Source organism: Halorubrum sp. SS7, from assembly GCF_005435055.1.
Classification (GTDB): Archaea; Halobacteriota; Halobacteria; order Halobacteriales; family Haloferacaceae; genus Halorubrum; species Halorubrum salinarum.
On sequence record NZ_SGXV01000006.1, the window covers coordinates 89,804 to 115,915 of the forward strand.

Consider the following 26,112-nt stretch of genomic DNA (forward strand, 5'->3'; position numbering starts at 1 on the left):
GGGACGCCCCTCGGCGCGGGCCCTACTTCGCCGTTCGGGCCGCGGCGTCGCCGTCGTCACCCTCGTTCGGCCCTCTCGCGTACAGGACGTACGAGTACGCGACGGTGACCGCGGCGGTCGCGAGCGCCGGCCCGACGAGGAAGTACACCGCGTACTCGCCGGCGAAGAGGCCGACGACCGCTATCGCGGCGGAGAGCTTGAACAGCCGCGCGCCGAGCGCGTGGGTCCGGTCCCACACCGCGTCGTCGCTGAGCGTCCACGGCGTCCGGATCCCGACGAACCAGTTCGGCTCGACGTGCGGGAGCAGCGTCCCGAGGTAGTAGAACAGCGCGGCCGCGCCGGCCACGGCGAGCGTCGTCACGTCGACCGCGTAACCGAGGTTGACGGCGAGCACGGCGAGGTGGACGGCGACGAGGAACGCGGTGAACACGACGACGAACCGGTCGTAGTGGACGCGGAACGCGGCGATGTTCTCCCCGAGGGGGTCGATCCGCGGGAGCAGCGCGAACAGGCCGATCAGTCCGGCCGCGAGCCCCGGCACGAACCACATCCCGAGCGTTCGCGGGAGGGTTCCGGTCGGCTCGCCGGCGCCGTTCCACTGCGTCACCATCTGTTCGGGGAGGTCCGGTGCGACCGCGAGGCTGGCGGCGGCGCCGACCGCGACGAGGAGGCCAGCGACGCCGAACCGGAGCCGCGTGGAGAGTCGGGAGTCGGAGGGCATACGCGCGGAGAGACGGGCCCCACCGATGAAAAGCTTCACCCGTGAGAGTCGCCCCCGCGGGCCCGGCACGACGCAACCCTTACGCGTCGCGACCGCCAATCCGGGCGTATGACCGACGAACGCGACGACGACGGCCACGAGTTCTCCTCGGGGCAGGGCGTCGACGCCGACTACGACGCGTTCACGCTCGACCCGCCCGAGCTGGGCGAGGACCCGAGCCGCGTCGACCCCGTCGACTCCCGGGTGTTGACGGAGGAACTGGACCGCCGGAACATCGGCAGCGAGGACGTCGACGTCGAGCAGCTGATCGACGTGGGGCTCTCCTACATGGGGATCAACCGCTTCGAGGAGGCGACGGAGACGTTCGAGCGCGCCGCCAACTTCGCCGAGGAGGACTCGCTGGAGGCCCAGGAGGCCTGGGTGAACAAGGGCGCCGCCCACGCCCAGTTGGAGGAGTTCGACCAGGCCATCGGCGCCTACCAGGAGGCGCTGCGCATCGACGAGGAGTCCGAGCACGCCGCGACCGCCGAGACCAACCTCGCGTACGCGCTCTGGGAGTCCGGCCGGGGCGAGCAGGCGCTCGAACACGCCGAGCGCGCCGTCGAGACCGACCCCCGCTTCGCCGAGGCGTGGTACAACCGGGGGTTCCTCCTGGTCGAGCGCGGCCTCGCCGAGGACGCCGTCAAGTGCTTCGACAACGCGATCCGTCTCGGCTACCGCGACGCGGGCGTCTTAGAGGAGAAGGCCCGCGCCCTCGAGGAGGCCGGCGACCACGAGCAGGCCGAGGAGGTCGCGGACCGCGCCGAGGAGCTCCGCCGCGAGGCGGAAGAGCAGATGGTCGAGGAACAGACCGGGCAGGCGCCCGGGCCGGGCGGCCAGCCTCCGCGGGGCGGTCGCGGCGGACCGGGCGGCGAGCCCGGTGCCGGCGGTCGCGGCGGCGACGAGGGCCCGGAGCGCGAGCTTCAGGGCGAGGGGCCCGAGGGCTTCTGAATGCTGCTCCGCGAGCGCGAGACCGCCGAGGGACGGCTCGTCTCCGTCTGCGACCCGGACTGCCTCGGCGAGACGTACGACAACGGGCGCGCGACGCTCACCGTGAGCGAGGAGTTCTACGGCGGCGACGACGCCGTCGAGGCGACCGCCGACGAGGTGGTCGAGGGCCTCCGGCGCGCGCAGGTCGCGAACATCGTCGGCACCGAGGCGGTCGAGGTCGCCGTCGAGGCCGGCCTCGTCGACGAGGAGACCGTCTTGGAGTTCGACGGGACGCGGCACGCGCAGTTGCTCTGGCTGTAACGGCCGCCCCCGCGCCGTCTCGCCGGGATCCGAACCGGCTAAGGGCGCGCGCGACGAGGCGGATCCGATGAGACGACTCACGCGGAGCGAACTGGCGTCGCGGGTGGGGCCGCGGCCGCCCTCGGACGCCTTCTGGCGACGCGCGATCGACCGGGGAGCGGCGGCGCTCGGCGTCGGCGCGGACGCCGTCGAGAGCGGGGCGGGGGAGGAAACGGACGACGAGCCGACGGAGCCGCTCGACACGGGCGACATCGTCGACGTCGGCGACCACGCCTTCGTCGTCGTCGGCACCGAGCGGACGGCGGCGGGCGGCCGGATCTACCGGATCGAGCTCGTCGCCGACCGCGACGGGGACTGACGCGGCTCGACTTCGGTCGGTGCGGGCGCCGGATTACAGGTCCGCCACGTCCTCGATGGCGTCGGTGAGCGCTTTCACGCTCTCGACCGTGTGCTCGCCCATGTGCCCGATCCGGAACGTCTCCTCGCCGAGGTCGCCGTAGCCGTTCGAGAAGGCCATGTCGTACTCCTCGTTCACCTCCTCGATGGTCGCGGCCACGTCGATCCCCCGCGTGTTCTCGATACACGCGACCGTCTGCGACTCGTAGCCCGCCTCGGGGAACATCGCGAAGTGCTCGTCGGCCCAGTCGTGGACGTACTCCATCATCTCGCGGTGGCGCTCGTCGCGGGCGCGGTGCCCCTCGTCGAGCATGCGCTTCATCTGCGTGCGGTACGCCAACATGATCGGGATCGCGGGCGTCGAGTGGGTCTGTCCCTTGCGGTCGTAGTAGTCGATGGTGCGGCGGAAGCCGCCGTACCACGAGGAGTCGCCCTTCTCGACCTCGCGGTCGTAGGCGGCGTCGCTCACGACGCAGACGGCGAGCCCCGGGGGCATCGCGAACGCCTTCTGGGTGGACGCGAAGATCACGTCGATCCCGTGTTCGTCGATGTCGACGTAGTCGCCGCCGAGCGAGGAGACGGCGTCGACGGCGAAGTAGGTGTCCGGGTACTCCTTGAGGACCTCACCGATCTCCTCGATCGGGTTCCGGACGCCCGTGGAGGACTCGTTCATCACGCCCGCGACCATGTCGTAGTGGACGTCTGCGGACTCGATCGCGTCGCGCACGTCCTCGGGCTTGACCGCCTCGCCCCACTCGTACTCCAGGCGGTGGACGGTCTTCCCGAGGCGCTCGGCGACGTTGGCGTAGCGCTCGCTGAACGCACCGCAGGTCGGCACGAGGACGTGCTCGTCGACGAGGTTGAGCGTCGTCGCCTCCCAGAACTCCGTGCCGGAGCCGGTGAGGATTACGACCTCGTTGTCGGTGCCGAGGAATTCCTTCGTGTCCTCGACGATGGTGGTGTAGAGGTCGGTCATCCGGTCCATCCGGTGGCCGAACATCGGCTCGGCCATCGCCTCGATGACGTCGTCGCGGACCTCCGTCGGGCCGGGGATGAACAGCGTCTTGTCGTCGTAGTCGTCGCGGTATTCGCGTTTCTTCGTCACGGGATCCACCTGTTAGATCGTACGGGGACGCGTGAGGGTATGGTCCTTGTGTTCCGTTCAAAAGGCGCGACGCGCGGTCGCCGTCGCCTCACGGAAACGGCGCCGTCGCCCGGATCAACCGGGTTTATACGACCGGACGACAGAAATGTGGTATGATACACGCACCGAGAGTCGCAACCGCCGGAGGTGGGCCGCCGTGAGCGGCGACGAGGAGCTCGCGAAGGACCTCGGCCCGCTCGCGGCGCTCACCATCGGGATCGGGACGATGATCGGCGCCGGGATCTTCGTGCTGCCCGGCACCGCGGTCGCCCGCGCCGGCCCGCTCGCGGCGTTCACCTTCGTCCTCGGCGGCGTGATCGCCTTGTTCACCGCGCTGTCCGCCTCCGAGCTCGGGACCGCGATGCCGAAGTCCGGCGGGGCGTACTTCTACGTCAACCGCGCGCTCGGCCCCATGTTCGGCTCCGTCGCGGGCTGGGCGAACTGGCTCGGGCTCGCGTTCGCGTCGGCGTTCTACATGTACGGCTTCGGCGAGTACGTCAACGCCTTGGTCGGCCTCGGGCCGATCGGGCTCGGCCCGGTGACGCTGGAGGCGGCGCAGGTGATCGGCCTCGCGGGCGCGCTGCTCTTCATCGCCGTCAACTACTTCGGCGCGAAGGAGACCGGCGGGCTCCAGATCGTCATCGTGATGTCGCTTCTGGGCATCCTCGCCGTCTTCACCGTCGTCGGCCTGCTGAACGCCGAGATGTCGTCGCTGCGCCCGCTCGCCCCGCCGGGCACGACGAGCGAGGTGCTCCCGGTCACCGGGATCATCTTCGTCTCGTACCTGGGCTTCGTCCAGATCACCTCGGTCGCCGAGGAGATCAAAAACCCCGGACGGAATCTCCCGCTCGCGGTCCTCGGTTCGGTGATCATCGTCACGGTCGTCTACGCGCTGTTCCTCCTCGTGCTGCTCGCCGCGGTGCCGAACGAATTGGTCGCGAACAACGAGACCGCGGTCGTCGACGCCGCACGCCTGCTGTTCGGCGAGTACTCGCTGTTCGGCTTCTCGCTCGGCGCCGTCGGCGCAGCGATGCTCCTGATCGGCGGGCTGCTCGCGACCGCCTCCTCCGCGAACGCGTCGATCCTCTCGTCGTCCCGGATCAACTTCGCGATGGGCCGCGAGAAGATCGTCACCCCGAAGCTCAACCAGATCCACGAGCGGTTCGGGACCCCGTACAAGTCGATCGCGCTCACCGGCGCGCTCATCGTCCTCTTCCTCGTCGCCGGGAGCGTCGAGTCGCTGTCGACGATGGGCTCCGTGCTCCACCTCGTGGTGTACGGCCTGCTCAACCTCGCGCTCATCGTGATGCGCGAGTCGGAGGTCGAGGGCTACGACCCCGACTTCGAGGTCCCCTTCTACCCCGTCGTCCCGATCATCGGGGCCGTGTCGTCGTTCGCGCTGATCTACTACATCGACCCGACGATCATCCTGCTGTCCGCCGGCCTCGTCGTCTTCGCGCTGCTCTGGTACCTACTGTACGCCCGCGGGAAGGTGGAGTCGCGCGGCGTGCTCGGGACGTGGATCCTCGACCGCTCCGAGGACCTGCCCGAGCCGGCCGTCTCGGCGGCGACCGCCGTTCAGCCGAGCGGCGACGACTACCGCGTGATGGTCCCGCTCGCGAACCCCGCGACCGAGGAGCACCTGATCACGCTTGCCTCGGCCATCGCCAAGCAGCGGAACGGGACCGTCGTCGCGGTCAACATCGCGAACGTCCCCGACCAGACCTCCCTGGAGGCGGCCCGCGAGCGCGGCGCCCACGAGGCGGCCCACGGCCTCCTCGACCAGGCCCGCGAGGACGCCGAGACGTTCGGCGTCGACGTGGAGACCCACGTCGTCTTATCGCACCGCGTGTTCGAGGAGGTGTTCGACGCCGCGCGCACCTACGGCGCCGACATGACAGTGATGGGCTGGGGGAAGGACTCCCACGGGGCGCCGGGTCGCGCCGAGTCCGCCGTCGACGAGCTGGCGTACTCGCTCCCCTCGGACTTCCTCGTGTTCCGCGACCGCGGGTTCGACGCCTCGCGCATCCTCGTGCCGACCGCGGGGGGCCCGGCCTCGGACCTCTCCGGCGCGGTCGCGAAGATGCTCCAGGCGGAGTTCGACGGCGAGGTCACCCTGCTCCACGTCGCCGAGGACGGCGAGGAGGAGGAGGGCCGCGCGTTCCTCGCCGAGTGGGCCGACGCGCACGACCTCTCGGACGCCACGCTGCGGATCGAGACCGGCGACGTGGAGGACAGCATCGAGCGGGCCGCCCGCGACGCGACGATGCTCATCATCGGCGCGACGCAGAAGGGGCTGCTCTCGCGGCTGGTCCGCGGCTCGCTGGTGTTAGACGTGCTCAACGAGGTGGAGTGCTCCGTGCTGCTCGCGGAGAAGCGCAGCGACCGCGGCATCCTCGACCGGCTGTTCGGGAGCGGAACGGGGTCGCCGGACGTCGCAGACGTCCAGGAGCCGCCGGCGGACACCGGCGTCGAACCGGAGCCGTCGACGCCCGAGATCGACGAGGGCGCGGGCGAGGAGTCGAACGCGGACTGACCGCGGTTCCTCTCTCGCTCGGCCGAACGCCGGGCGCCGGCGTCACCCCCAGTGCCAGAAGTGGTTGTCGTCGTCTTCGACCGGCTCGGTGCGCTCCCGGAGGGCGGCCACGTCCTCGGCGGTCGGCTCGTGGTCGTCCGGCAGCCGCTCCATGCAGTCGAAACAGAGGAAGAACTCCGAGCCGTCGGTGAGTTCGAGCGTCAGTCCCTGCGTCGACTCGAACGCGAAGTTCCACAGGTCGCCGATCCCGCCGGCGATCCGGACGGACCGCTCGCAGACGTCGCACGCCTCGGAGGCCATATGTTCGCCTTATGCGGGCCGCCGGGTAAGGCGTGTCGCCTCAATACGTGTACGTCGTCGACGAGTTCAGCGGAGTGGTCAGATAGCTCGTCGTCGTGAGTTAATCGGTGAGCGCTTTTTAAAATCTAGTCGTTTGCTTATAAACGGCTGCGACCAAGCCTACAGCGAATACCTCCAAAGCCCCAGCCAGCGAGGCGGGCGCACGCTCGCTGCGCGCTTCAGTCGCTCACTCCGTTCGCTCCTTCCAGTGCTTGCGTCGTCATCAGAACGCTCCGCGTTCTGATTGGCTCACGAGAGCTTTGCTCTCGTGAACGCCTGCGCCCGCCTCGCCGGCTCCCCCTTTGAGTCCCGCCCGACCGCAACCGCACAGCGCCTCACACCTCCCCAGCCTCGTCGGCCGGTCTCCGCTTCGCTCCGACCGGCCGACTCCCTCGCGCGTGCTCACTCGCGGCCTCCGCTTCGCTCCGGCCGCTCGCAGGCACGCGCCACCGCGGGATCAGCGTTGCTCCACGTCGATCACGTGCGCGTCTCCGGGGTCGAACCCGACCGCGACCGCGCCGTCGATGGGGTCCACGACGCGGACGACGAGCTCGCGGTCGCCCCAGTCGAGCGTGACGCGCGTCGTCTCGCCGAGGAACTCCGCGCTGGCGACGGTCGCGCGCAGCGCGTTCTCGCCCGCGGAGGCCGCGTCGTCTCCGGAATCTCTGTCCGCGCCCGCGACGCGGAGGTTCTCCGGACGGACGCAGAAGGCGATCCGGTCGCCGACCGACGGGGCTGCGTCGGAGTCGGCGCCGGTCCGCACGCGGAGTGTCTCGTCGCCGCCGTCGACGTCGACCGCGAGTTCGCCTCCGGCGGACGCGTCGACCACCGTCCCGGCGAACACGTTGTTGTCGCCGACGAACTCGGCGACGAACCGCGTCGCGGGCTCGCGGTAGACCGTGCGGGGCGCGGCCACCTGCTCGGGGGCGCCGCCGTTCATCACCGCCACGCGGTCGGAGATCGCCAGCGCCTCCTCCTGGTCGTGGGTGACGTATATCGTGGTGATCCCCAGCTCGGACTGGATGCGCTTGACTTGGGCGCGGAGCCGCTCGCGGAGGCGGGCGTCGAGCGCGCTCATCGGCTCGTCGAGCAGGAGCACGTCGGGGCCGGGCGCGAGCGCCCGCGCCATCGCGACCCGCTGCTGTTGCCCGCCCGAGAGGCTCTCGGGGTCGCGGTCGGCGGCGTCGGGCAGGTCGACCAGGTCGAGGAGCTCGGCGACGCGCTCGTCGCGCGTGACGCCCGCGGGCGGCTCGGCGAAGTTGAGCCCGTACGCGACGTTCTCGCCGACGGTCATGTGCGGGAACAGCGCGTAGCTCTGGAAGACGACGCCCACGTCGCGGTCCTCGGGGGGCACGCCCGCGACCGACGCGCCGGCGAAGCGAACCGTCCCCGAGGTCGGCTCCTCGAACCCCGCGATCAGGCGGAGCGTGGTCGTCTTCCCGCAGCCGGAGGGCCCGACGAGCGTGAAGAACTCCCCCTCGCGCACCCGGAGCGTCACGTCGTCGACGGCGGCCGTCTCGCCGTAGCGCTTCGTCACGCCGTCGAGCTCGACCGCGACGGGCGGGTCGGCCGCGTCGCCGTCGCCGACCGCGTCGGTCCGGCCGTCGCCCGCCGACTCCGCCGACGGCTCAGAGCCCACGGTGGTCACCCCCGAGCCGCTCGATGACGACGAAGCTGAGGCCGGTGACGACCAGCAGGACGACGCCCATGGCGGTCGCCGGTCCGAGCCGCCGCCCGATGAACCGTTCGATCGCGACGGGCATCGTGTACGCGTCGGCGCCGGTCGAGAGCACGACCGTCGAGGTGAACTCGCCGATCGAGATGGCGAACGCGAACGCCGCGCCCGCGACGACCGCCGGCCAGACCAGGGGGATCTCGACGTCGCGGATCACCCGCGCCCGCGAGGCGCCGAGCGCCCGCGCGGACTCGACGAGCGAGCGGTCCAGCCCAGCGAGCCCGGGCGAGACGGTGCGCACGACGAACGGGTACCCCGAGACCGCGTGCGCGACCACGATGGCGACCGCGCCGCCGGCGGCGATCCGCCACCCGGCGACCTCGACGCCGAAGACGAGCCCCCGCAGGAGCCCGAGGCCGACGATGATCCCCGACACCGCGAGCGGCGCCATCGCGGCCGCGTCGACCAGCGTCCGCCCGCGGTAGCGCCGCGTCGTCAGCACCGCGACGACGACGCCCATCGGGAGCGCGAGCAGGGTCGCCGCCGTCGCGAACGCGAGCGAGTTGCGGATCGCGGGCAGCGGCCGCACCTGGAACGCCGCCCCCGTCCGCTGGCGCTCGACCAGGAACCGGTAGTGCTCCAGCGTGAGCGCGCCGTCGCCGCCCGTCAGCGACGCGAGGACCATCGACGCGATCGGCGCGACGAAGACGACCCCGGCGACGACGGCGTAGACGGCCAGCCCCGCCCGCGGCAGCAGTTCTCGGAGCGTGGGCGCGGGCGGCAACAGCGAGCGCCGGGGCAGCGGGCGTGCGCCGCGCGCGTTCGTCGCGTTCCGGGCCTCGTACCGGAGGTACGCCAGCAGGACGGCGAGCGACACCGCGAGCTCGACGATCGCGAGCACCGCGGCCTCGGCGTAGCTCAGGTCGCGCACCAGCCGGTAGACGAGGACCTCGACGGTCACGAGCTCGAACCCGCCGAGCGCCAAGACGATGGGGAAGGTGCCGAAGGTGAACACGAACGTCAGCGCCGCGCCCGTGAGGACCGCGGGGTACACCTGCGGCGCGACCACGTCGTAGAACGCCCGGACCGGTCCCGCCCCGAGGCTGCGGGCGGTCTCGACCGCGCTTGCGTCGACCGACTCCCACGCCGCGGTCGTCACGCGCGCCACGAGCGGGGCGTTGTAGAATGCGTGCGCGATCACCACCGCTTCGAGGGTGAACATGAGCTCGACCCGCGGGAGCCCGAGCGCGGTCAGGGCGGCGTTCAGCGTGCCGTTCTCGCCGAACGTCGCCACGAACCCGACCGCGACCATGATCGACGGCAGGACGAACGGGACGATGGTGAGCGAGCGCAGCGTCCGCCGGCCGGGGAACTCGTAGCACGCGAGCAGGTACGCGGCCGGGAGCCCGAGGGCGACGCTCGCGAGCGTCGAGAGGACCGCCTGGTACGCGGTGAAGCCGACGACCCCGAGCCGGCGGTCGGGCGAGAGCAGCGACCGGGCGACGGCGGCCGGCGACTCGCCGGACAGCAGCCGCGCCAGCTCGCCGAAGTAGAACGGGTCGGTGAGCACGTCAGCGAAGACGCGGAGGGTGACGGCGCCGTCGACGACGACCGCCTCGATCAGGACCGTCGCGGCCGGGTAGTAGAAGGCGACGACGAGCGCGGCGCTGGTGAGGACCGCGAGCGCGGTCAGCGCGTTCGCCTCGACGCCCTCGCGCAGGCGGGTCAGCCGCCCCGCGCGGCCGCCGTCAGCTCCCGTCACGCGCTCGGCCCCACGTCGGCCACGCGCTTAGTTCCCGGCGAACTGCCGCTCCCAGGCCTCGACCCACGCGTCGACGGAGCCCTGGAGCTCGTCGTAGGTGAACGTCACCGGGTCGCTCGGCTCCTTGGCCAGCTCGGCGTAGTCGCTCGGCAGCTCGGCGCCGTCCGTCGCGGGGAACGCGACGTTGCGCTGCGCGATCTCCCCTTGGACCTCGGGCTCCAGCATGAACGACATGAACTGCCGCGCGAGGTCGGGCTCGTCGGCGTCGGCGAACAGGGCCATCCCCTCGGGGTTCGCGTACGCCTGGTCGTTCAGGAAGCGGATCTGGTGTTCCTCGAGGTCCGCGCCCTCCATGTCGGCGAACACCTGGTCGGTGGAGTAGGAGACGACGATCGGCGCCTCGCCCTCGCTCCAGGCCGAGTACGCGTCGTCCCAGCTTCCCAGCACGCGCACGTCGTTGGCCTGGAGCTCCGCCCAGTAGTCGAGGTAGTCGTAGTCGGGGTCGCCGTCGCCGCCCTCGATCGCCTCCCCGTCGCCGTCGCTCGCGACGCCGCCGTCGCCGAAGCGGTTGATCGTGTGGAGGAGGAACGCGCGCCCGGTCGAGGAGCCGCCGGGGTTCTGCGCGATGAGCGCGCCCGCGTGCTCGTCGTCGAGCAGCCCCTCGAACGTCTCGGGGGCCTCGGTCGCGGTGCCGTCGTACACGAGGCTGACGTACCCGGTGTCGAACGGGACCGCCCGGTCGAACGGGTCGAACCGGAGGCCCTCCTTGACCGCGTCGCGGCCCTCGACGTCGCCGGCCTCGGCGAAGAGGTCCTCGTCCAGCTCGCCGTCGACGCGCACGAGGTCCTCGGTGGTGAGGCCGACGTAGAGGTCGGCGTCGATCCCCGCGCCCGACGCGGCGCGCTCGATGTAGTAGTTCACCTCGTTGTCGGGTGTCGCCCACTCCAGCTCGGCGTCGTACCGGCTCTCGAACTCCTCTTTGAGCCACTCGCCCGGGCTCACCGAGGGCGCGTCGATGAAGTTCGTGTACGTGGCGACCGTCAGCGTCGGCGTCTCCTCCTCGCCGCCGTCGCTGCCGTCGCTACCGTCCTCGTCCGTCCCGTTCCCGCCGCCGTCGCCGCCGGACCCGTCGCCGCCGCCGTCGTCGACGCGCTCGGCGGTACAGCCGGCGAGCGCGGTGGCCCCCGCCGCCCCCGCCGCGGTCAGGAAGCGTCGTCGGGTGCGTGACCGGGCCGATCGCCGCCGCGTCTCGCTCTCGTCGGTAGTCATCACTCGGTTGTTGTACTCGGTGGTTACATAAGGGATCCGTGTCGGCGGCGACACGAATTTCCCCGTCGCGCCCGTCGAATTCGTATGGATGAGGCACCGAGGAACGGCTCCGGAGAGGCCCCGGCGCGGTTCGGGCCGACCACGCGCCGACGGCTGCTCGCCGGCGGGGCGGCTGTCGGCGTCGCCGGCCTCGCCGGCTGTCTCGGCGGCCGCGACGGCCCGGTCCCGGCCCCCGAGGTGACGAGCGACCGCATCGAGGACTGGCGGCAGATAGACGAGTCCGAGAGCACGGCCTTCGAGCAGTCGTACGGCCCGGTCACCGTCCGGGCGCTCGAACGCACGCGGATCTTCGAGTACGCGCCCGTCGCGGACGCGCTCGCCGAGACGGTCGACGTGTCGGGGTCGCCCGTCGTCTTCTTCGCGACGCGGATCGACCTCCGGCCCGCGATCGACGGGCTGCCGGCCGGGATCGGCCGCGACCGGGTGATGAGCGAGGTCGAGACGGCGGCCGTCGACGCCTTCCGCGCGCAGCTCCGGAACGCCGGCATCGAGGACGTTCAGGTCGTCGACGAGGGGATCACCACCGTCCGGTCCGGCCACACCGCGACGGCGTGGCGGCTGACGGGCGCGTACGCGATCGACGGCGCGATTCCCCTCCCGAACGGCACGACGGCGGAGATAGACCGGCGACTGGAAATCGGGGCCCGGCTCGGCGTCTGGCACGACGGGACCGACGTGCTCGTCGCCGGCGGCGCGTACCCGACCGAGTCGCTGATCGAGATCCTCGACGCGGCGCTCCCCGACTTCGTGGACGCCGAGACCGCCATCCGGGGGATCGCGGGCGCGGAGACCGCCGAAGCGCTCGCGACCGACCCCGAGGAGTTCGACGTTGAGGTCTCGCAGCTACTCATCTCGGTGGCGTGAGCGGCAGAGGCGCGGATCTTCGGCTCCGTTGAAGCGCTATTGTTTATGAATAGAGACGCGGTGGCGCGTGCCTGCGAGCGGCCGGAGCGAAGCGGAGGCCGCGAGACAGCACGCGCGAGGGACGCCGCGAGCGACGTGGGCGACCGCAGGGAGCCCCGAGCGAGCGGCGAGGCTGGGGAGGCGTGAGGCTGCGGTCGCGGTCGGGGGCGGGACTCAAAGGGGCAGTCGCGAGGGCGAAGGCGCGCGACGGAAGGACCGCAGGAACGAGCGAAGCGAGTGACGAGGACCGCAGCGAGCGCACCGAGCCCTCGCGCCTGGGGCTTTGGCGGTGTTGTCGGTCGTTCCGCGGTCACTCACGTATCGGCGAGCGCTTGGGGCTTTGGCGGTGTCCATCGTGGATCCACAATCAGACGCTCCTAACAAGCAGCCGTGACTTCCGAGACGTTCACCGCGTAACCCTTCGTTTCGTCTCGAACCGACCCGTTTAATCGCCGTCGCCGGCTTCCGTCCGGTATGACCGACTTCTCGGAGTTCGAGGTGATCCCCGCCGTCGACGTCCAGGACGGCGAGGTCGTCCAGCTGGTCGGCGGCGAGCGCGGGACGGGCAAGCGCTACGGCGACCCGGTCGAGGCCGCCGAGCGCTGGATCGAGGCGGGCGCCGAGACGCTCCACCTCGTCGACCTCGACGGCGCCTTCGAGGGCGAGCGCGTCAACGCCGCCGCGATCGAGGCGGTCGTCGAGAGCGTCCCGGACGACGTGGGCCTCCAACTCGGCGGCGGCATCCGGACCGCGGAGGGGGCGCGCGACCTCCTTGACCTGGGCCTCGATCGCGTCATCCTCGGCACCGCGGCGGTCGAGACGCCCGAGATCGTCGCCGAGATCGACGAGACCCATCCGGGGAGCGTCGTCGTCAGCCTCGACGCGAAGGACGGCGAGGTCGTGGTGTCGGGGTGGACCGAGGGGACTGGGTTAGACCCCGCAGAGGCCGCGGCGCGCTACGAGGAACTGGGCGCCGGCGCGATCTTATTCACCAACGTCGACGTGGAGGGCCAACTGGGGGGGATCGACCGCGAGGCGGTCGAAAGCGTCGTCGAGGCCGTCGACATCCCGGTGATCGCGTCCGGCGGGGTGGCGACGGTCGACGACGTGGTCGCGCTGAAGGACGCGGGCGCGGCCGCGGTCGTCGTCGGTACCGCGCTGTACGAGGGCGAGTTCACGCTCCGAGAGGCGCAGGACGCGGCCGACGAGATATAAGAATCGGAGCGCGGGTTCGTCGTCGACAACTTATAGCTGATCTACTGCGGACTGGACCGTTCTGGAACAATTCAAATATACGCTAATTTCTGCGTGTATTCACTAGTTCACTCGTCTGGCTAGCAGTTATTTGTTGGCGTCACTCTCCCCTAGTATTCGGGAAACTAGTAGCGGGATTGCTAGTAGTACAGCCACAGAAATACCAGGGTTTACCACACCAGTTGCCAGATTTCTCGAGATAATTTCCTGTTGCGCGTACCCGCTTGTCACAAACAACTGAACTCCCACAGCAATCACGAATAGTACTAGCGTAATGTTTGTATTTACACTTGAGAGTGCCTTAGCACGGTAGTCAGCTGGCATTCCGTTTTCATCGGGTGTTCCTTCCAATTCGGCAGCCATCATCGCCGGAGACCGTAGTGACGACACAAAGCCGTTGATTGTCGCAAGAGCGATGAATAGGATGCTGTAAACTCCAGGATCAAGTTGATGTAGAAGATCGAACGCGCCTACAAGCATAGCCGCCCAAACAAATATCTTGAATTTTGGCTCCTGTTCATAAGCTTGGAATAGAGCTATTTCAGCGAGAATTTTTGAGCGCTTGTCGATGTCGTAACGGGATTCTGTTTGTACACCTTGATCAAGGTGTGGAATGATCCATCTAATTCCGACTCGACCTTTCATAGAAATTCCAAATTGGTCGTAGAGTTCTTCACGGAGATCGTTCTCAGACTGCTCCTCTGAGGTAGTATGTTCTGTTTGTTTTGTCTCTTCTGGCATACTGTCTCGTAGTCGATAATACCAGAAAAAGGTCGTTCAGATCTAATAAAATCCAATAGTATTTCGCCGAAGTGGATCCACTTATAGAACGAAGCACAGGTCCACTCTGTCGGCCGTTTCGTTGTATCTCAAATAAGATCAAACTCTTGGGGATCATTCTGTCACACCCATCCTTGCGGATCGCCGGCGAACGGTACCAAAGCCCCAGCCGAGAGGCGGGCGCACGCTCGCTGCGCGCCTCACTCGGTCGCTACCGCTCCCTCGTTGCGGTGCTTGCGTCGCCTGCGCCCGCCTCCCGGCTGCCCCCTTTGAGTCCCGCCCGACCGGACAGCACCGCAGCCTCACGCCTCCCCAGCCTCGTCGGCCGCCGTCGCTTCGCTCGGCGCCCGACTCCCTCGCGCGTGCTCCTCGCGGCCTCCGCTTCGCTTCGGCCGCTCGCAGGCACGCGCCACCGCGAGGCGCGATTTCACCCGCAACCGACTTACGAATCCCCCGCGACGGGCCGGTATGAGCGAGCACGACCGGACCGCGGCCGTCACCCGCGAGACCTCGGAGACGACGATCGAACTCACCCTCGCGATCGACGGCGACGGCGACAGCGAGGTCTCGACGGGGATCGGCTTCTACGACCACATGCTGGCGTCGTTCGCCAAGCACGGCCTCTTCGACCTCACGGTCCGCTGTGACGGCGACTTAGAGATCGACGACCACCACACCGTCGAGGACGTGGCGATCTGCCTCGGCGAGGCGTTCGACGAGGCGCTCGGCGACAAGCGGGGAATTCGGCGCTACGCCGACCGCCGCGTCCCGCTCGACGAGGCGGTCGCGAGCGTCGTCGTCGACGTGGCCGGGCGCCCGTACTACGAGTTCGACGGCGAGTTCTCACAGGAGTCGGTCGGGGAGTTCACGAGCGTCATGGCCGACCACTTCGCGCTGTCGTTGGCCCACAACGCCGGGCTAACGCTCCACGCGACCGTCGAGAAGGGCGACAACGCCCACCACGAGGTCGAGGCGCTGTTCAAGGCGCTGGCGCGCGCGCTCGACGACGCGACCCGCCTCGACGAGCGCCGCAGCGACACGCCGAGCACGAAGGGCGAACTGTAGGCCGCCGCCGCGACCGGCCCCCCTCGACGCGCCCCTCCCGGCCGCCGATCGCTTATCACCGCGCGAACCGTTACCACGGACACATGGAACTCGACTGCGAGGGGTGCGCCGGCTGCTGCGTCGACTGGCGCCCGCTCGACCCGGCCGCTGCGGGCTCCGACCGCACCGGCCCGCGCCCCCCGCTCGACGACGTGTACGCCCTCGCGCCGCTCACCCGCGACGAGGTCGCGCGGTTCGTCGACGACGGCCTCGGCGACGCCCTGGCCCCCCGACTCTTCGAGCCGGCCGAGCGGGACGAGACCGTAACCGTCGACGGGACCGACCTCGCCGCGGTCGACGGGCGTCCGGTCTTCGTCCTCGGCCTCCGGAAGCCCCCGAAGCCGGTCGCGCCGATCGGCACGGACGAGCCGCGCTGGCTCGGGGCCTGCGCCTTCCTCGACCCGACGACGCTCCAGTGCCGGATCCACGGGGCCGACCGCTACCCGCGCACCTGCTCGACGTACCCGGGCCACAACCTCGAACTCGGCGCCGAGACGGAGTGCGAGCGCGTCGCGGCCGCCGGCGGCGGCGAGCGCCTCCTCGACGACGCGCCGCCCGAGGACCTCCCGGCGCCCGCGTTCGGCCCGCAGGCGCTCGGCGCGACCGTGTTCGCGTACCCCGATCCCGCGGACCTCGACGGCGTCGTCGCCCGACTCCGCGACGGCGAGGCGACCGCCGACGACCGCGCGCGCTTCGTCGGCGCCGCCGTCGGCTCTCGCCCGGGATCGCTGTCGGTGACGCGCGACCGCATGAGCGACGCGCGGGAGGCCGCCCGCGACGCCGACTCGTGGGTCGGCGCGGCGATCCGCTCGTGGACCGAGCGCGCCGGCGGCGACGGCGAGCGCGTCGGCCTCGGCCGCGACGCCCGCGACCGGCTCGTCCGCGAGGTCGAGGACGACGCGGGCGCGCCCGGAACCCCGGGATGGGACGCCGAGCGGTAGGCGGAGCCCGGACCCTCGTTTGCGCGTGCGCACACGCGCGTGAGGCTTACCAGTGTGCGGCCCCTCCCTTCGCACATGGCCGAACTGACATCGACTGACGAGCCGGTCGAGTACGCGCGCGAGGACGTGTCCGTCCTCGTCGTCGGCGCCGGCGCGGCCGGCGCGCGCACCGCCATCGAGCTGGCCGAACGCGGGGTCGAGGACGTGCTCGTGCTCGGCAAGCGCGGACACGGCGACGCGCACACCACCTGGGCGCGGGGCGGGATCAACGGCGCCCTCGGCACCCACGACCCCGAGGACTCGCCGGCGATCCACGCCGCCGACACGCTCAACGAGGGCCACTTCGTCAACGACCCGGCGAAGGTGGAGACGGTAACCGAACAGATGCCAGAGCGCCTCCGCGAGCTCGACGAGTGGGGGATGGCGTACTCCCGCACGGACGGCGGCGAGATCGACCAGCGCTTCTTCGGCGCGCAGTCGTTCCGCCGGACCGCCTTCGCGGGCGACCACACCGGCGAGTCGCTGTTGGACACGCTCGTCGAACGCGCACAGGAGCTGTCGGTGCCGTACCGCGAGAACGTGATGATAACGAAGCTCGTCTCCGACGGCGACGCGGTCCACGGCGCCGTCGGCTTCGACATGGACACGGGCGAGTTCCTCCTGTTTAACGCCGGTATCGTCGTCCTCGCGGCCGGCGGCCACGCGGCGATATACGACCGCCACACGTCGCGCGACGACGAGAACAACGGCGACGGCGCGGCGCTGGCGTACGACGCCGGCGCGTCGCTCATGGACATGGAGTTCATGCAGTTCCATCCCACCGGGATGGCGGTCGACGAGACCGACCCGGAGTGGGCGCCGTGGAGCGGTCGGCTCGTCACCGAAGCCGTCCGCGGCGAGGGGGGCCGCCTGTTCAACGCCGAGGGCGAACGCTTCATGGAGCGCTACTCGCCGGACCAGATGGAACTCGACGCCCGCGACGTGGTCGCCAGGGCGATCGCGCGGGAGATCGCCGAGGGGCGCGGCACGGAGAACGGCGGCGTCTACCTCGACATCTCCCACCGCGACGCCGACTTCGTCCGCGAGCGCCTCCCGCGGATGTACGAGCGGTTCGACGACCTCGGGGTCGACATGGCGGAGGAACCGGTCGAGGTGGCGCCGACCTCCCACTACGGGATGGGCGGCGTCGCGGTCGACGACGACGGCGAGACCGACGTGGACGGGCTGTTCGCCATCGGCGAGACGATGGCGGGGGTCCACGGCGCCAACCGCCTTGGCGGGAATTCGCTGGCCGAGACCGTCGCGTACGGCGTGGTCGCGGGCGAGCGGATCGCCGACCGCGCCGACGGACCGGGCGAGGTCCCGACCGACCTGCGCGAGACGCTCGTCGATCCGCACCTCGCCGACCTGCGGGCGATGGCCGACAGCGACGGCGAGAACGAGGTTGACGCGGTGCTCGCCGACCTCCGCGAGCTGATGTGGGACCACGCCGGGATCCTCCGCGACGAGTCGTCGCTCCGCGAGGGACTCGACCGCCTCGCCGACGTCCGCGACCGCGCGGCCGACCTCCGCGTCGGCCCGGTGACGAGCGAGTCGTTCGAGCTCGCGGTCGACCTCGGATTCATGCTCGTCGCCGCCGAGGCGGTGCTCCGTGGCGCGCTCGAACGCGAGGAGTCCCGCGGCGCTCACTACCGGACCGACTTCCCCGACCGCGACCCCGACTGGCGGCGTAACCTCTACTTCGACGCCCCCGACGTCGGCGGCATGGCGCTCAGGAGCGAGCCGGTCGACGAGCCGAGCGAGGCGGTCCGGGCCGCGCTCGACGAGGGGCACGAGCTGGACTACCACCAGTTGGAGTAGCGGTGTCGAAGGCTCCGGATCACCCGCCCCGCTTCCGGTACCAGACGCGCTCGCCGACCGGCGACTCCCCCTCCGCGGTCGGTAGCCGGTTCACGAACAGGTCCCTGACGGCGAACGTGATCACCAGCTCGACCGGCCCGTCGTCGCCGTCCGCCTCGCCCTCCGATTCGGCTTCCCCGACCGGTCGCACCGTCACGACGCAGTGGCCGTCGCGCTCCCCGACCGACTCGACGACGCCGACGGACCACCGGTCGACGTGGTGCGACGGCTCCCTCGCGTGGACGCGGTCGTGGTTCACGACCGGCCCGCTCCCGGGTCGACCTCGTCGCCCGCGACCCGTCGCACCGCAAGCGCGCCCTCGCAGACGCACTCGCCCTCGCACTTCGGGCACTCCGCCGCGGACCGCTCGATCGGCTCGCGGTGGACCGTCTCGTAGCCGTGCGCGTCGAACAGCTTCTCCGGGGAGTCGTCGCCGCCGTGGTACCACGAGTCCGCGAGGAAGCGGTCGACGCCGCGGTCCGCGCCGACCGCGTGGAGGCGTTCGAGCAGCCGGCTCCCGATCCCGCGTCCGGTCGCGTCGTCGCGCACGTACCCCATCTCCAGGTGCCCGTACAGCCCCGCGTCGGGGAGCAGGTCGGGGTCGTCGAAGAAGTACATCTCGTCGGCGACGGCGTCGGGGGACGCGAGCTCCCGGAGCGCCATCACCCCGAGGATCCGGCCGCTCTCGTCGCCCTCGCGGCCCCCTCCGGGACCGGTCTCCCCCGCGTCTTCCGCGCCCGCTTCTCCCGCGTCCTCCGCGCCGGCCTCGACCGCGACCAGCACGTGGTACGTCGGGTCGTCGAGTCCGAGGTCGACGCCGTAGGAGCTCCCCTCGCTGAAGTGCGAGGTGATGAGCGCCTCCAGCGCCTCGGCGTCGTCCGGCCGCGGGTCCCGGATCGCGATCTCGTCCATCGACGGAGGGAACGTCGCCGCGGAGTAAGAGCCGTGCGGTGCCGGAACCCGGACGTTCCCGCGGCCCGCGGTCACCGGCCGGCGTCCGGCCGCCAGACGCCCTGTCGCCGGTCGAGCCACGCGACGACGGCGACGTGCGGCAGCGTCATGGCGGCGATAGCGACCAGCGACACCGCCAGCAGGTCGCCCGGCGCCGCCACGCCGGCGGGCACCGAGACCCCGACCGCGCCCACGACGAGGAACCCGCCGAGCGTGAGCGGCGCGGCGTCGCGGCCGAACCGGGCGAGCGCGCCGACCGCGTCGCCGGCCGACGCCGCGCTCGCCGCCTCGGGGTCGACGAGGACGAGCCGCCCGACGTGCCGGAGCGCGTGCCACAGCGCGAAGTACACCCCGACCGCGAACACCGGCGCCGCGAGCAGGAACCACGCCCACAGGACGGCGAGCTCGCCGACGTCGCGGCGCCACCCGCCCGCGTCGCGGCCGCTCTTCACGCGACGGTAGCCGAGCCCCACCGACGCCAGCGTCGCGGCCGCCATCCCGACCCCGACGCCGACTCGGACGCCGGGCGCGAACAGCGGGTCGACCGCGGCCGCCGCCGCGCCGGTGTCGACGAGGAACAGCCCGACGATCCACTCGGCCACCAGCCGGTACTCATCCGGGTGCGCGAGGAGGGGGACGCCCATCGGGAGGCCCCCGCGGACGACGAGCGCCAGCCACCGCTCCGCCGGCGAGGGGAGGTGGTCGACGCCGGCTATCGCGAGCGTCGCCACGTCGCCCTGCCCCCAGTGGAGCCACGTGAGCGCGATGAAGCCGACGAACGCGGCGACGGGCGCCGCGAAGAACGCGGCGACGACCGCGCCGCCGAGCACCGCGTAGACGACCGAGACGACCGCGATCGATCGCCGGAGCGACACGTCCGGATCGGCCCGGAGCGGGACGAGGTGGTCGACCGCGCCGTGCGCCATCCCGATGGCGAGGGTGCCGAGCGCGAACGCCGCGACGCCGACTTCGACCGGAAACAGGGGGGTCACGGCGCCGACCGGGAGCAGCGCGGCCAGCGCCAGCGCCGGACGGCGCGCGAACCAGCGGTCGACGCGCTCGCTCGCGGCGTCGGCCGCCTCCGGCGCGTCCGCCGCGCCCGCTCCGGGGCCGCGCGCCGCCGCGGTCCGGGACTCGGCCGCGCCCGTCGACGCCGCCTCAGTCATCGACCACGTCGGGGTCCGGGTCGGCGGGCGGTTCCGGGCCGGGAACGTCGCGCTCGCCGTCGCCCGACGGGGACGGCTCCGCGACCGCCCGCCCCCGGCGGTCGTTCCAGTCGAGCACCCACTCGAAGAGGACGAGTCCGTTGACGGTCATCACGCCGGCCGAGGCGAAGAAGAGCATCTCCTCGATCGGGAGCCCGAGAACGGTGACGCCCGTCGTCAGTTCGGGCGAGAGGTACCACGTGCCCATTCCGATCGCGATCCGGTCGGCGATCCAGAAGTACGCGGCCGGGATCAGCGTGGCCGCCAGCCACATCTTGGGCGTCCGCACGAGGTAGCCGCCGCCGACCCCCCACTGGAGCGCGAGGACGGGGCCGACCCACGCGATCAGCCCGCCGAGGTAGAGGAACGAGGGGTCGAGGAGGACGAGTCCGAGCCCGATCGGCACCATCGCGAGGCCGACCGCGACGCCGGCGATCCGCGGCGCGCGGTCGAAGTCGCCCTCGCGGAACGTCGGGTCGAACCCGATCAGGTGGAGCGCGAACGCGGTGACGACGGTCTGGATGGTGAAGAAGAGGTACTCGCCGAGCGGGATCGACAGCGCGCGGACGAGCACCGCGCCGTCGGCGTACCCCCACGCGCCCTGCCGGATCATGTAGCTGATCCACGGGGTCGTGTAGAGGTACGCGATGGCGACGAGGATCGCGATGCCGGCCGTCGCGCGACGCCGCCGGACCGCGTCGTAGCGCGGCGCGAGGTACCACAGCGCCGCGACCACGGGGAGACTGAAGACGAGGTGGAACTGGAGATACGTCAGCGTCGGCAGCATCGAACCACCCCAGCAGAGACACTCATACCCGCATATTTCGCTTCGTTTCTCTTTAACCCTTCAGCCGAACGTCGTCAGGTACCGCCGGACCGAACCGGTTCGGCCGTCACTCGTCGGCCGCGAGGACGCCGTGCGCCTCCAGCACCTTCCCGAGCCGGTACATGGAGGCGACGACCGAGTCGCAGACGGGGCGCACCGCGGACTTCGGGACGAAGCCGACCGCGAGCCCCGCCGCCTCCAGCATCGGCAGGTCGTTCGCGCCGTCGCCGACCGCCACCGTCTCGGTCATCGGGACGCCCACCTCCGCGGCGAGGTCGGCGAGCGCGTCGTCCTTCGTCCCCTCGATCAGCGGCCCCTCGGCCTCGCCGGTGAGCGCGCCGTCCGCGCCGGTCGGCAGCCGGTTGGCGACGATCGTGTCGACGGCGACGCCCTCGCGGTCGAGCGCCGCCTCGACGCCGCGCTCGAACCCGCCCGTGAGTACGGCGACGTGGTGCCCCTCGTCGCGTAAGCGTTCGATGAGGCGCGCGGCGCCGGGACGGATCCGGACCGCGTCGAAGGCGTCCTCGGCGTTGGCCGCCGACAGGCCCTCCAGCAGCGCCGCGCGCCGGTAGAGACTCTCGGCGTAGCCGATCTCGTCGTTCATCGCCCGCTCGGTGATCTCGGCGACCTCGTCGGTGACGCCCGCCCGCTCGGCGAGCAGGACCGTCATCTCGGAGTCGGAGAGCGTCCCGTCGAAGTCGAACGCGATGAGGCTCATGGCGTCCGTTCGTGGCGGCGGGGCCTTGAAGCGCGCGGTCGGCCGCGAATTTCACCGACCGGAGGGTCGCCGCCCGGGCCGCTCACAGTCGCTCGCCGCGGTACTCGACGTACGTGACCGCCTCGGCGCACCAGGCGCAGCCGCCCTCGCTGTAGTAGCCCCTCCGGCCGGTGAGCCGGTCGAGGCCGGTGACCCGAACCCAGCGCTGGAACCGCTCCGCGAGCCAGTGATAGCGCTTTCACTCCTTCCAGAACACGCCGCAGCGTCCACGGCGTCCGCTCCACGCGTAACTCGCATTCGGACGTAACTCCGAGACCGCCCGCTCGGCTTCGCTGCGGCCGTCCTCCGGCCGCGCTCGCTCACTCGCCGTCCGCGTCGGCGAGGAACTCCACGTCGCCGGCGATGACCGCGCTCGCGATGACCCCGACGCCGACGAGCGTCGCGACCCCGAGGGTTGTCAGCGTCACCGAGAGCGCGGACCCGCCGACCGCGACGCCGACGAACGCCCCGACGGCCCCGCCGACGCCGCCGGCGATCACCGCCAGCGTCTGTGCCTCCCGCATAGGTGTCGATTCAGTAACACCGTTTATAAGCGTTCCTGCCGGGTTCTCTCGGGTGATAACGACGAGCGCGTCGGCGATCGGCGGCGCGCCCGTCCCCTCCCCGGCCTCTCAGCGCGGGTACTGCCGTCCGAGGTCGACGCCGGTCGTCGCCGACTCGCTTCCGTCCGCCGCGCCGCCCGTCTCATCCGTACCGCTCGCGCTGTCCCCGTCGTCCGCGCCGTCCCCGTCGCCCGCGGTCTCGCCCTCGCCGCCCGGGCTCACGCTGCCGGTCCGGTAGCCGGCCATGTCGAGGGTGACGTACTCGAAGCCGAGGTCGGTCAGGTGCTCGTGGACGGCGTCGGCGAAGGCGGGATCGAGCGCGCGCTCCAGCTCGTCGGGCGCGATCTCGACGCGGGCGAGCCCGTCGTGGTCGCGGACGCGAAACCCCTCGAAGCCCCACTCGCGGAGCACGCGCTCGGCCTTCTCGACGCGGGTCAGCCGCTCCTCGGTCACTTCGAGGCCGGTCGGGATCCGCGAGGAGAGACACGCCATCGACGGCTTGTCGGCCACGGAGAGGTCGTAGGCGTCGGCGATCGCGCGGACCTCCTCCTTCGCGATCCCGGCGTCCAGGAGGGGGGAGAACACGTCGAGCTCCTCGACCGCTCGGAGTCCGGGTCGGTGCCCCTCGCCCGGGTCGTCCGCGTTCGTCCCGTCACAGACCGTGTCGATCCCCCGCTCTCTCGCCGTCTCGTACATCTTCCCGAGCCGCATCGTCCGGCAGTGGTAACACCGGTCGCCGTCGTTCGCGACGAAGTTCGGGTCGTCGAGCTCGGAGAAGGTGACCGTCTCGTGGTCGATCCCGATCTCGCCGGCGACCCGCCGCGCGTCGTCGAGCTCCGCCGCGGGGAGCGTCTCGCTGCGGGCGGTACACGCCACGGCGTCCCCGCCGAGCGCGTCCCGGGCCAGCGCCGCGACGACCGCCGAGTCGACGCCGCCAGAGAACGCGACGAGCACCCCGTCGCGCTCGCCGAGCGCGTCGCGGGCGCTCGCCGCCTTCGCCGCCGTCTCGGGGTCGAGCGACCCGTCGCCGACGGGCCGCGCGTTCTGACTCATGGCCGGCGTTCGCGACCCGCGCGAAAAAGCCCGTCGCACGCGGAATCGACGGCCGGCCGTCCGGGGCCCGGGAGCGGCGATCCGCGGGAGCGACCCGCACGCTTTAGACCGTAGCCGCGATACCGGCCGGTAGATGGAGCTGGAGGCGATCCCCGGCGTCGGCGCCAAGACGGCCGCGGCCCTGCGCGAACTGGACGACCCGGCCGCGACCGTCGAGTCCGGCGACGTGGCCGCCATCGCCCGCGCGCCGGGCGTCAACGAGGCGCGCGCGGCCCGCATCGCCCGCGGGGCGATCCGCCGCCGCCACGACGACGACGGGCGCGTGCTGGCCACCGACCGCGCCCGCGAGCTGTACCGGGAGGCGATCGACCTGCTGCGCGAGCGCACCGTCACCGACTACGCGGCGAAGCGCCTGGAGACGTTCTACCCGAGCGCGTCCGCCTCGCGGATCGACGAGGCGCAGTCGTTCGCGGCCGCCGCGACCGATCGCGACCCCGACCCGGCGGTCCGCGAGGCGCTCGCCGACTGCGCGCCGCTCACCGACCCCCCGACCGTCCGCGTCCGCGACCGCTGCCTCGCGAGCGCCGACGCCGAGACGCTCGCCCGGGCCGAGGCCGAGGTGCCCGAGCTCTCCGTCGAGACGGTGGAGGACGCGCGCGACGTCTCGGAGCTCGGTCGGTCGTACGCCTCGGTGATCGTCTTAGACGAGTCGTTCGCCGGCCTCGACGTGGAGGGCGACGTGAGCGTGCGCCCGGACGCGTTGGAGGCCCCCGCGGAGACCGTCCCCGAGCGGTTGCTCGCCTTCTTCGCGGAGAACCGCGAGCGGCTGGAGGCGGCCGCGGCGGTCCACGAGGCGGCCGCGGCGGCCGGCGACCCCGTCTCGGGCGGCGACCCCCCCGTCGACCTCGACCGCCTGCGCGACGCGCTCTCGCGGCTCGACGACGACGGCACGATCGCCGGCGACGCGGAGCTGGACCGGTTGACGGCCGCCGTCGACGACCTCGACGCCGCGGTGTCGACGGCGGCCTCGGTCGCCGACGACCGGCTGCGCGAGGCGATCCGCGAGCGCGACGTCACCATCGAGGGGACCGACTTCCTCTCCCTCGTCGAGCAGGGCGCCCGCGTCGACTCCCTGCTGGACCGCGAGCTGGCCGACGAGTACGACGCGGCGGTCGCGGCCGCCCGCGAGCACCTCGCCGACGCGCTCCGCTTGGAGCCCGAGGAGGCGGAGCTGGCGGAGCGCGTCTTCGGCGGCGACCCCTCCTTCCCGGTCGACCACGACGAGAGCGCCGTCTCGCGGCTCCGCACGGAGCTGTCGGCGGCCCGCGACCGCCGGGCGGCGAAGCTGAAGGCGGACCTCGCGAGCGACCTCGGCGACCTCCGCGAGCCGGTCGAGGAGCTCGTGCGCGACGCCCTCGAACTCGACGTGGAGCTGGCGGTCGCGCGGTTCGCCGACGACTTCGACTGCGTCATGCCGGAGGTCGTCGGGCCGGAGGCGGCCGACGCGGACGCCGGCTTCCGAATCGAGGGCGGCCGCTCCCCGCTGCTCGACGTGGACTTCGCGGACGTCGAGCCCGTCGACTACGCCGTCTCGGGCGCGACGCTGCTCTCCGGGGTCAACTCCGGCGGCAAGACCTCGACGCTCGACCTGGTCGCGCTGGTCGTCGTCCTCGCGCAGATGGGCATGCCCGTGCCCGCCGAGTCGGCCAGCGTCGAGCGGTTCGAGGAGATCCACTACTACGCGAAATCGCAGGGGACCCTCGACGCGGGCGCGTTCGAGGCGACGCTCCGGGACTTCGGCGACCTCGTCGACGGCGCCGATGGGCGACTCGTCCTCGTCGACGAGCTGGAGTCGATCACGGAGCCGGGCGCCTCCGCGAAGATCATCGCGGGCATCCTGGAGGCGCTCGACGACCAGGACGCCACCGCGGTCTTCGTCTCCCACCTGGCCCGCGAGATACGCGACGCCGCCGACTTCGATGTCGCGGTCGACGGCATCGAGGCGGCGGGGCTCGTCGACGGCGAGCTCCGCGTGAACCGCTCGCCGAAGAAGGGCCACCTCGCGCGCTCGACGCCGGAGCTCATCGTCGAGAAGCTCGCGGACGACCGCGGCGGCGAGTTCTACGGCGACCTGTTGGAGAAGTTCTGAGCGCACCGGCCGTCGGTCCCGACCACCGCCCTGTCGGATCGGTCGGCCTCAGTCCCCGTCGAGCTCCGCCTCGACCGTGATCTCGACGTCGAGCGGCGCGGGGAGCCGCGACACCTCGACGCAGGTCCGCGCCGGATACGGCTCCGAGAGGAACGCCCGGTACGCCTCGTTCACCGCGTCGTAGTCGTCCATGTCCGTGAGGTAGACGGTCGCCGACACGATCGCGTCCGGGCTCGTCCCGGCCGCCGCCAGGATCGCGGCGACGTTTTCGAGCGTCTGCGTCGTCTGTTCGGCGACCGACTCGGGCGCCTCGCCGGTGTCGGGGTCCACGCCGGTCTTCCCCGAGACGTGGACCGTGTCGCCGGAGACGATCCCCTGTGAGTACGGGCCGAGCGCTTCCGGCACGTCGTCCGTCGTGATCTCTCGCATCGGTCGGAGGACGACGCGGCGCGGTATCAAGCTGCGGGTCGCGGAGGTCGCCCTCAGCCGCTCCGGGCTCGGACGGGGGGTCTGGTTCCGTCTCGACTCGCTCCGC

The 26,112-nt window shown here is 71.5% G+C and carries 25 protein-coding genes; 10 read left to right on the forward strand and 15 right to left on the reverse strand.

Going from position 1 to position 26,112, the window contains the following annotated elements; all coding sequences use genetic code 11:
- Nucleotides 1-22 precede the first annotated feature (22 nt).
- Nucleotides 23-721 carry an SdpI family protein gene (locus tag EXE44_RS08665; RefSeq protein ID WP_137716822.1) on the reverse strand — a complete coding sequence of 233 codons (699 nt, stop codon included), beginning with the start codon at nt 719-721 and terminating at the stop codon, nt 23-25.
- Nucleotides 722-829: 108 nt separating this feature from the next.
- Here EXE44_RS08665 and EXE44_RS08670 point away from each other — a divergent pair, with 108 nt between their 5' ends.
- The 3 genes from EXE44_RS08670 to EXE44_RS08680 all read left to right on the forward strand — a co-directional run bounded on the left by EXE44_RS08670 (nt 830) and on the right by EXE44_RS08680 (nt 2,369).
- A complete protein-coding gene (locus tag EXE44_RS08670; RefSeq protein WP_137716823.1) occupies nt 830-1,711 on the forward strand; it encodes a tetratricopeptide repeat protein in 882 nt (293 codons plus the stop codon).
- Nucleotides 1,712-2,011 (forward strand): DUF424 domain-containing protein, encoded by a 300-nt coding sequence (locus tag EXE44_RS08675; RefSeq protein WP_137716824.1) that lies wholly within the window; start codon nt 1,712-1,714, stop codon nt 2,009-2,011.
- A 67-nt stretch (nt 2,012-2,078) separates the two neighbouring features.
- The gene (locus EXE44_RS08680) at nt 2,079-2,369 is read left to right on the forward strand and encodes a hypothetical protein (RefSeq protein WP_137716825.1); all 291 of its coding nucleotides are present in this window, start codon (nt 2,079-2,081) and stop codon (nt 2,367-2,369) included.
- A 33-nt stretch (nt 2,370-2,402) separates the two neighbouring features.
- Here the strand turns inward: EXE44_RS08680 and EXE44_RS08685 are convergent, their stop codons facing one another.
- Nucleotides 2,403-3,512 (reverse strand): alanine--glyoxylate aminotransferase family protein, encoded by a 1,110-nt coding sequence (locus EXE44_RS08685; protein ID WP_137716826.1) that lies wholly within the window; start codon nt 3,510-3,512, stop codon nt 2,403-2,405.
- A 196-nt stretch (nt 3,513-3,708) separates the two neighbouring features.
- Between EXE44_RS08685 and EXE44_RS08690 the strand changes: the two genes are divergently transcribed.
- Nucleotides 3,709-6,087: an amino acid permease gene (locus EXE44_RS08690; RefSeq protein WP_137716827.1), complete on the forward strand. Its 2,379-nt coding sequence runs from the start codon at nt 3,709-3,711 to the stop codon at nt 6,085-6,087.
- Nucleotides 6,088-6,129: 42 nt separating this feature from the next.
- Here the strand turns inward: EXE44_RS08690 and EXE44_RS08695 are convergent, their stop codons facing one another.
- The 4 genes from EXE44_RS08695 to EXE44_RS08710 form a co-directional block, all read right to left on the reverse strand.
- Entirely contained in the window at nt 6,130-6,387 is a 258-nt protein-coding gene (locus EXE44_RS08695) for a hypothetical protein (protein WP_121563312.1), read from the reverse strand.
- Between the two features lie 496 nt (nt 6,388-6,883).
- On the reverse strand, nt 6,884-8,065 hold the full coding sequence (locus EXE44_RS08700) for an ABC transporter ATP-binding protein (protein WP_137716828.1): 1,182 nt from the start codon (nt 8,063-8,065) through the stop codon (nt 6,884-6,886).
- The gene (locus EXE44_RS08705; RefSeq protein ID WP_137716829.1) at nt 8,055-9,863 is read right to left on the reverse strand and encodes an iron ABC transporter permease; all 1,809 of its coding nucleotides are present in this window, start codon (nt 9,861-9,863) and stop codon (nt 8,055-8,057) included. Before EXE44_RS08705 ends, EXE44_RS08700 begins: the two co-directional genes overlap by 11 nt.
- A 27-nt stretch (nt 9,864-9,890) precedes the next feature.
- A complete protein-coding gene (locus EXE44_RS08710; RefSeq protein WP_137716830.1) occupies nt 9,891-11,132 on the reverse strand; it encodes a thiamine ABC transporter substrate binding subunit in 1,242 nt (413 codons plus the stop codon).
- Nucleotides 11,133-11,216: 84 nt separating this feature from the next.
- On the opposite strand from EXE44_RS08710, the gene EXE44_RS08715 reads away from it, so the two are divergent.
- The gene (locus EXE44_RS08715; RefSeq protein WP_137716831.1) at nt 11,217-12,056 is read left to right on the forward strand and encodes a hypothetical protein; all 840 of its coding nucleotides are present in this window, start codon (nt 11,217-11,219) and stop codon (nt 12,054-12,056) included.
- A gap of 513 nt (nt 12,057-12,569) precedes the next feature.
- A complete protein-coding gene (gene hisA, locus EXE44_RS08720) occupies nt 12,570-13,310 on the forward strand; it encodes a 1-(5-phosphoribosyl)-5-[(5-phosphoribosylamino)methylideneamino]imidazole-4-carboxamide isomerase (RefSeq protein ID WP_137716832.1) in 741 nt (246 codons plus the stop codon).
- Between the two features lie 126 nt (nt 13,311-13,436).
- Here hisA and EXE44_RS08725 read toward each other — a convergent pair whose 3' ends face one another.
- A complete protein-coding gene (locus EXE44_RS08725; protein ID WP_137695015.1) occupies nt 13,437-14,090 on the reverse strand; it encodes a hypothetical protein in 654 nt (217 codons plus the stop codon).
- Nucleotides 14,091-14,597: 507 nt separating this feature from the next.
- Here EXE44_RS08725 and hisB point away from each other — a divergent pair.
- The 3 genes from hisB to EXE44_RS08745 all read left to right on the forward strand — a co-directional run bounded on the left by hisB (nt 14,598) and on the right by EXE44_RS08745 (nt 18,034).
- Complete coding sequence (gene hisB / locus EXE44_RS08735; protein WP_121563306.1) at nt 14,598-15,194, forward strand: imidazoleglycerol-phosphate dehydratase HisB; 597 nt, start codon at nt 14,598-14,600, stop codon at nt 15,192-15,194.
- An 83-nt stretch (nt 15,195-15,277) separates the two neighbouring features.
- Nucleotides 15,278-16,174 carry a YkgJ family cysteine cluster protein gene (locus tag EXE44_RS08740; protein WP_137716834.1) on the forward strand — a complete coding sequence of 299 codons (897 nt, stop codon included), beginning with the start codon at nt 15,278-15,280 and terminating at the stop codon, nt 16,172-16,174.
- Between the two features lie 75 nt (nt 16,175-16,249).
- Entirely contained in the window at nt 16,250-18,034 is a 1,785-nt protein-coding gene (locus EXE44_RS08745) for an L-aspartate oxidase (protein ID WP_137716835.1), read from the forward strand.
- Nucleotides 18,035-18,053: 19 nt separating this feature from the next.
- On the opposite strand, the gene EXE44_RS08750 is transcribed toward EXE44_RS08745, so the two are convergent.
- The 7 genes from EXE44_RS08750 to larE form a co-directional block, all read right to left on the reverse strand.
- Entirely contained in the window at nt 18,054-18,332 is a 279-nt protein-coding gene (locus tag EXE44_RS08750) for a hypothetical protein (RefSeq protein WP_137716836.1), read from the reverse strand.
- Nucleotides 18,329-18,985 carry a GNAT family N-acetyltransferase gene (locus tag EXE44_RS08755; protein WP_137716837.1) on the reverse strand — a complete coding sequence of 219 codons (657 nt, stop codon included), beginning with the start codon at nt 18,983-18,985 and terminating at the stop codon, nt 18,329-18,331. The genes EXE44_RS08750 and EXE44_RS08755 overlap by 4 nt, the downstream gene beginning before the upstream one ends.
- 71 nt (nt 18,986-19,056) lie before the next feature.
- Nucleotides 19,057-20,190, reverse strand: coding sequence for a Brp/Blh family beta-carotene 15,15'-dioxygenase (locus EXE44_RS08760; RefSeq protein WP_137716838.1), 1,134 nt, complete (start codon nt 20,188-20,190; stop codon nt 19,057-19,059).
- The gene (locus EXE44_RS08765; protein WP_137716839.1) at nt 20,183-21,016 is read right to left on the reverse strand and encodes a lycopene cyclase domain-containing protein; all 834 of its coding nucleotides are present in this window, start codon (nt 21,014-21,016) and stop codon (nt 20,183-20,185) included. Before EXE44_RS08765 ends, EXE44_RS08760 begins: the two co-directional genes overlap by 8 nt.
- A 106-nt stretch (nt 21,017-21,122) precedes the next feature.
- Entirely contained in the window at nt 21,123-21,773 is a 651-nt protein-coding gene (serB, locus tag EXE44_RS08770) for a phosphoserine phosphatase SerB (RefSeq protein ID WP_137716840.1), read from the reverse strand.
- 359 nt (nt 21,774-22,132) lie between these two features.
- Nucleotides 22,133-22,336 (reverse strand): hypothetical protein, encoded by a 204-nt coding sequence (locus EXE44_RS08775; protein WP_053770335.1) that lies wholly within the window; start codon nt 22,334-22,336, stop codon nt 22,133-22,135.
- Between the two features lie 108 nt (nt 22,337-22,444).
- Nucleotides 22,445-23,428, reverse strand: coding sequence for an ATP-dependent sacrificial sulfur transferase LarE (gene larE / locus EXE44_RS08780; RefSeq protein WP_137716841.1), 984 nt, complete (start codon nt 23,426-23,428; stop codon nt 22,445-22,447).
- Between the two features lie 133 nt (nt 23,429-23,561).
- Between larE and EXE44_RS08785 the strand changes: the two genes are divergently transcribed.
- Nucleotides 23,562-25,577: a helix-hairpin-helix domain-containing protein gene (locus EXE44_RS08785; protein ID WP_137716842.1), complete on the forward strand. Its 2,016-nt coding sequence runs from the start codon at nt 23,562-23,564 to the stop codon at nt 25,575-25,577.
- A gap of 48 nt (nt 25,578-25,625) precedes the next feature.
- Here EXE44_RS08785 and EXE44_RS08790 read toward each other — a convergent pair whose 3' ends face one another.
- Nucleotides 25,626-26,006 (reverse strand): RidA family protein, encoded by a 381-nt coding sequence (locus tag EXE44_RS08790; RefSeq protein WP_137716843.1) that lies wholly within the window; start codon nt 26,004-26,006, stop codon nt 25,626-25,628.
- Between the last annotated feature and the right edge of the window lie 106 nt (nt 26,007-26,112).

Excerpts from the sequence above, each read along its gene's own strand:
- EXE44_RS08665 (WP_137716822.1), bottom strand. The coding sequence starts at position 721 with ATGCCCTCCGACTCCCGACTCTCCACGCGGCTCCGGTTCGGCGTCGCT.
- EXE44_RS08670 (WP_137716823.1), top strand. The coding sequence starts at position 830 with ATGACCGACGAACGCGACGACGACGGCCACGAGTTCTCCTCGGGGCAG.
- EXE44_RS08675 (WP_137716824.1), top strand. The coding sequence starts at position 1,712 with ATGCTGCTCCGCGAGCGCGAGACCGCCGAGGGACGGCTCGTCTCCGTC.
- EXE44_RS08680 (WP_137716825.1), top strand. The coding sequence starts at position 2,079 with ATGAGACGACTCACGCGGAGCGAACTGGCGTCGCGGGTGGGGCCGCGG.
- EXE44_RS08695 (WP_121563312.1), bottom strand. The coding sequence starts at position 6,387 with ATGGCCTCCGAGGCGTGCGACGTCTGCGAGCGGTCCGTCCGGATCGCC.
- EXE44_RS08710 (WP_137716830.1), bottom strand. The coding sequence starts at position 11,132 with ATGACTACCGACGAGAGCGAGACGCGGCGGCGATCGGCCCGGTCACGC.
- EXE44_RS08715 (WP_137716831.1), top strand. The coding sequence starts at position 11,217 with ATGGATGAGGCACCGAGGAACGGCTCCGGAGAGGCCCCGGCGCGGTTC.
- hisA (WP_137716832.1), top strand. The coding sequence starts at position 12,570 with ATGACCGACTTCTCGGAGTTCGAGGTGATCCCCGCCGTCGACGTCCAG.
- EXE44_RS08725 (WP_137695015.1), bottom strand. The coding sequence starts at position 14,090 with ATGCCAGAAGAGACAAAACAAACAGAACATACTACCTCAGAGGAGCAG.
- hisB (WP_121563306.1), top strand. The coding sequence starts at position 14,598 with ATGAGCGAGCACGACCGGACCGCGGCCGTCACCCGCGAGACCTCGGAG.
- EXE44_RS08740 (WP_137716834.1), top strand. The coding sequence starts at position 15,278 with ATGGAACTCGACTGCGAGGGGTGCGCCGGCTGCTGCGTCGACTGGCGC.
- EXE44_RS08745 (WP_137716835.1), top strand. The coding sequence starts at position 16,250 with ATGGCCGAACTGACATCGACTGACGAGCCGGTCGAGTACGCGCGCGAG.
- EXE44_RS08755 (WP_137716837.1), bottom strand. The coding sequence starts at position 18,985 with ATGGACGAGATCGCGATCCGGGACCCGCGGCCGGACGACGCCGAGGCG.
- EXE44_RS08760 (WP_137716838.1), bottom strand. The coding sequence starts at position 20,190 with ATGACTGAGGCGGCGTCGACGGGCGCGGCCGAGTCCCGGACCGCGGCG.
- EXE44_RS08765 (WP_137716839.1), bottom strand. The coding sequence starts at position 21,016 with ATGCTGCCGACGCTGACGTATCTCCAGTTCCACCTCGTCTTCAGTCTC.
- serB (WP_137716840.1), bottom strand. The coding sequence starts at position 21,773 with ATGAGCCTCATCGCGTTCGACTTCGACGGGACGCTCTCCGACTCCGAG.
- EXE44_RS08775 (WP_053770335.1), bottom strand. The coding sequence starts at position 22,336 with ATGCGGGAGGCACAGACGCTGGCGGTGATCGCCGGCGGCGTCGGCGGG.
- larE (WP_137716841.1), bottom strand. The coding sequence starts at position 23,428 with ATGAGTCAGAACGCGCGGCCCGTCGGCGACGGGTCGCTCGACCCCGAG.
- EXE44_RS08785 (WP_137716842.1), top strand. The coding sequence starts at position 23,562 with ATGGAGCTGGAGGCGATCCCCGGCGTCGGCGCCAAGACGGCCGCGGCC.
- EXE44_RS08790 (WP_137716843.1), bottom strand. The coding sequence starts at position 26,006 with ATGCGAGAGATCACGACGGACGACGTGCCGGAAGCGCTCGGCCCGTAC.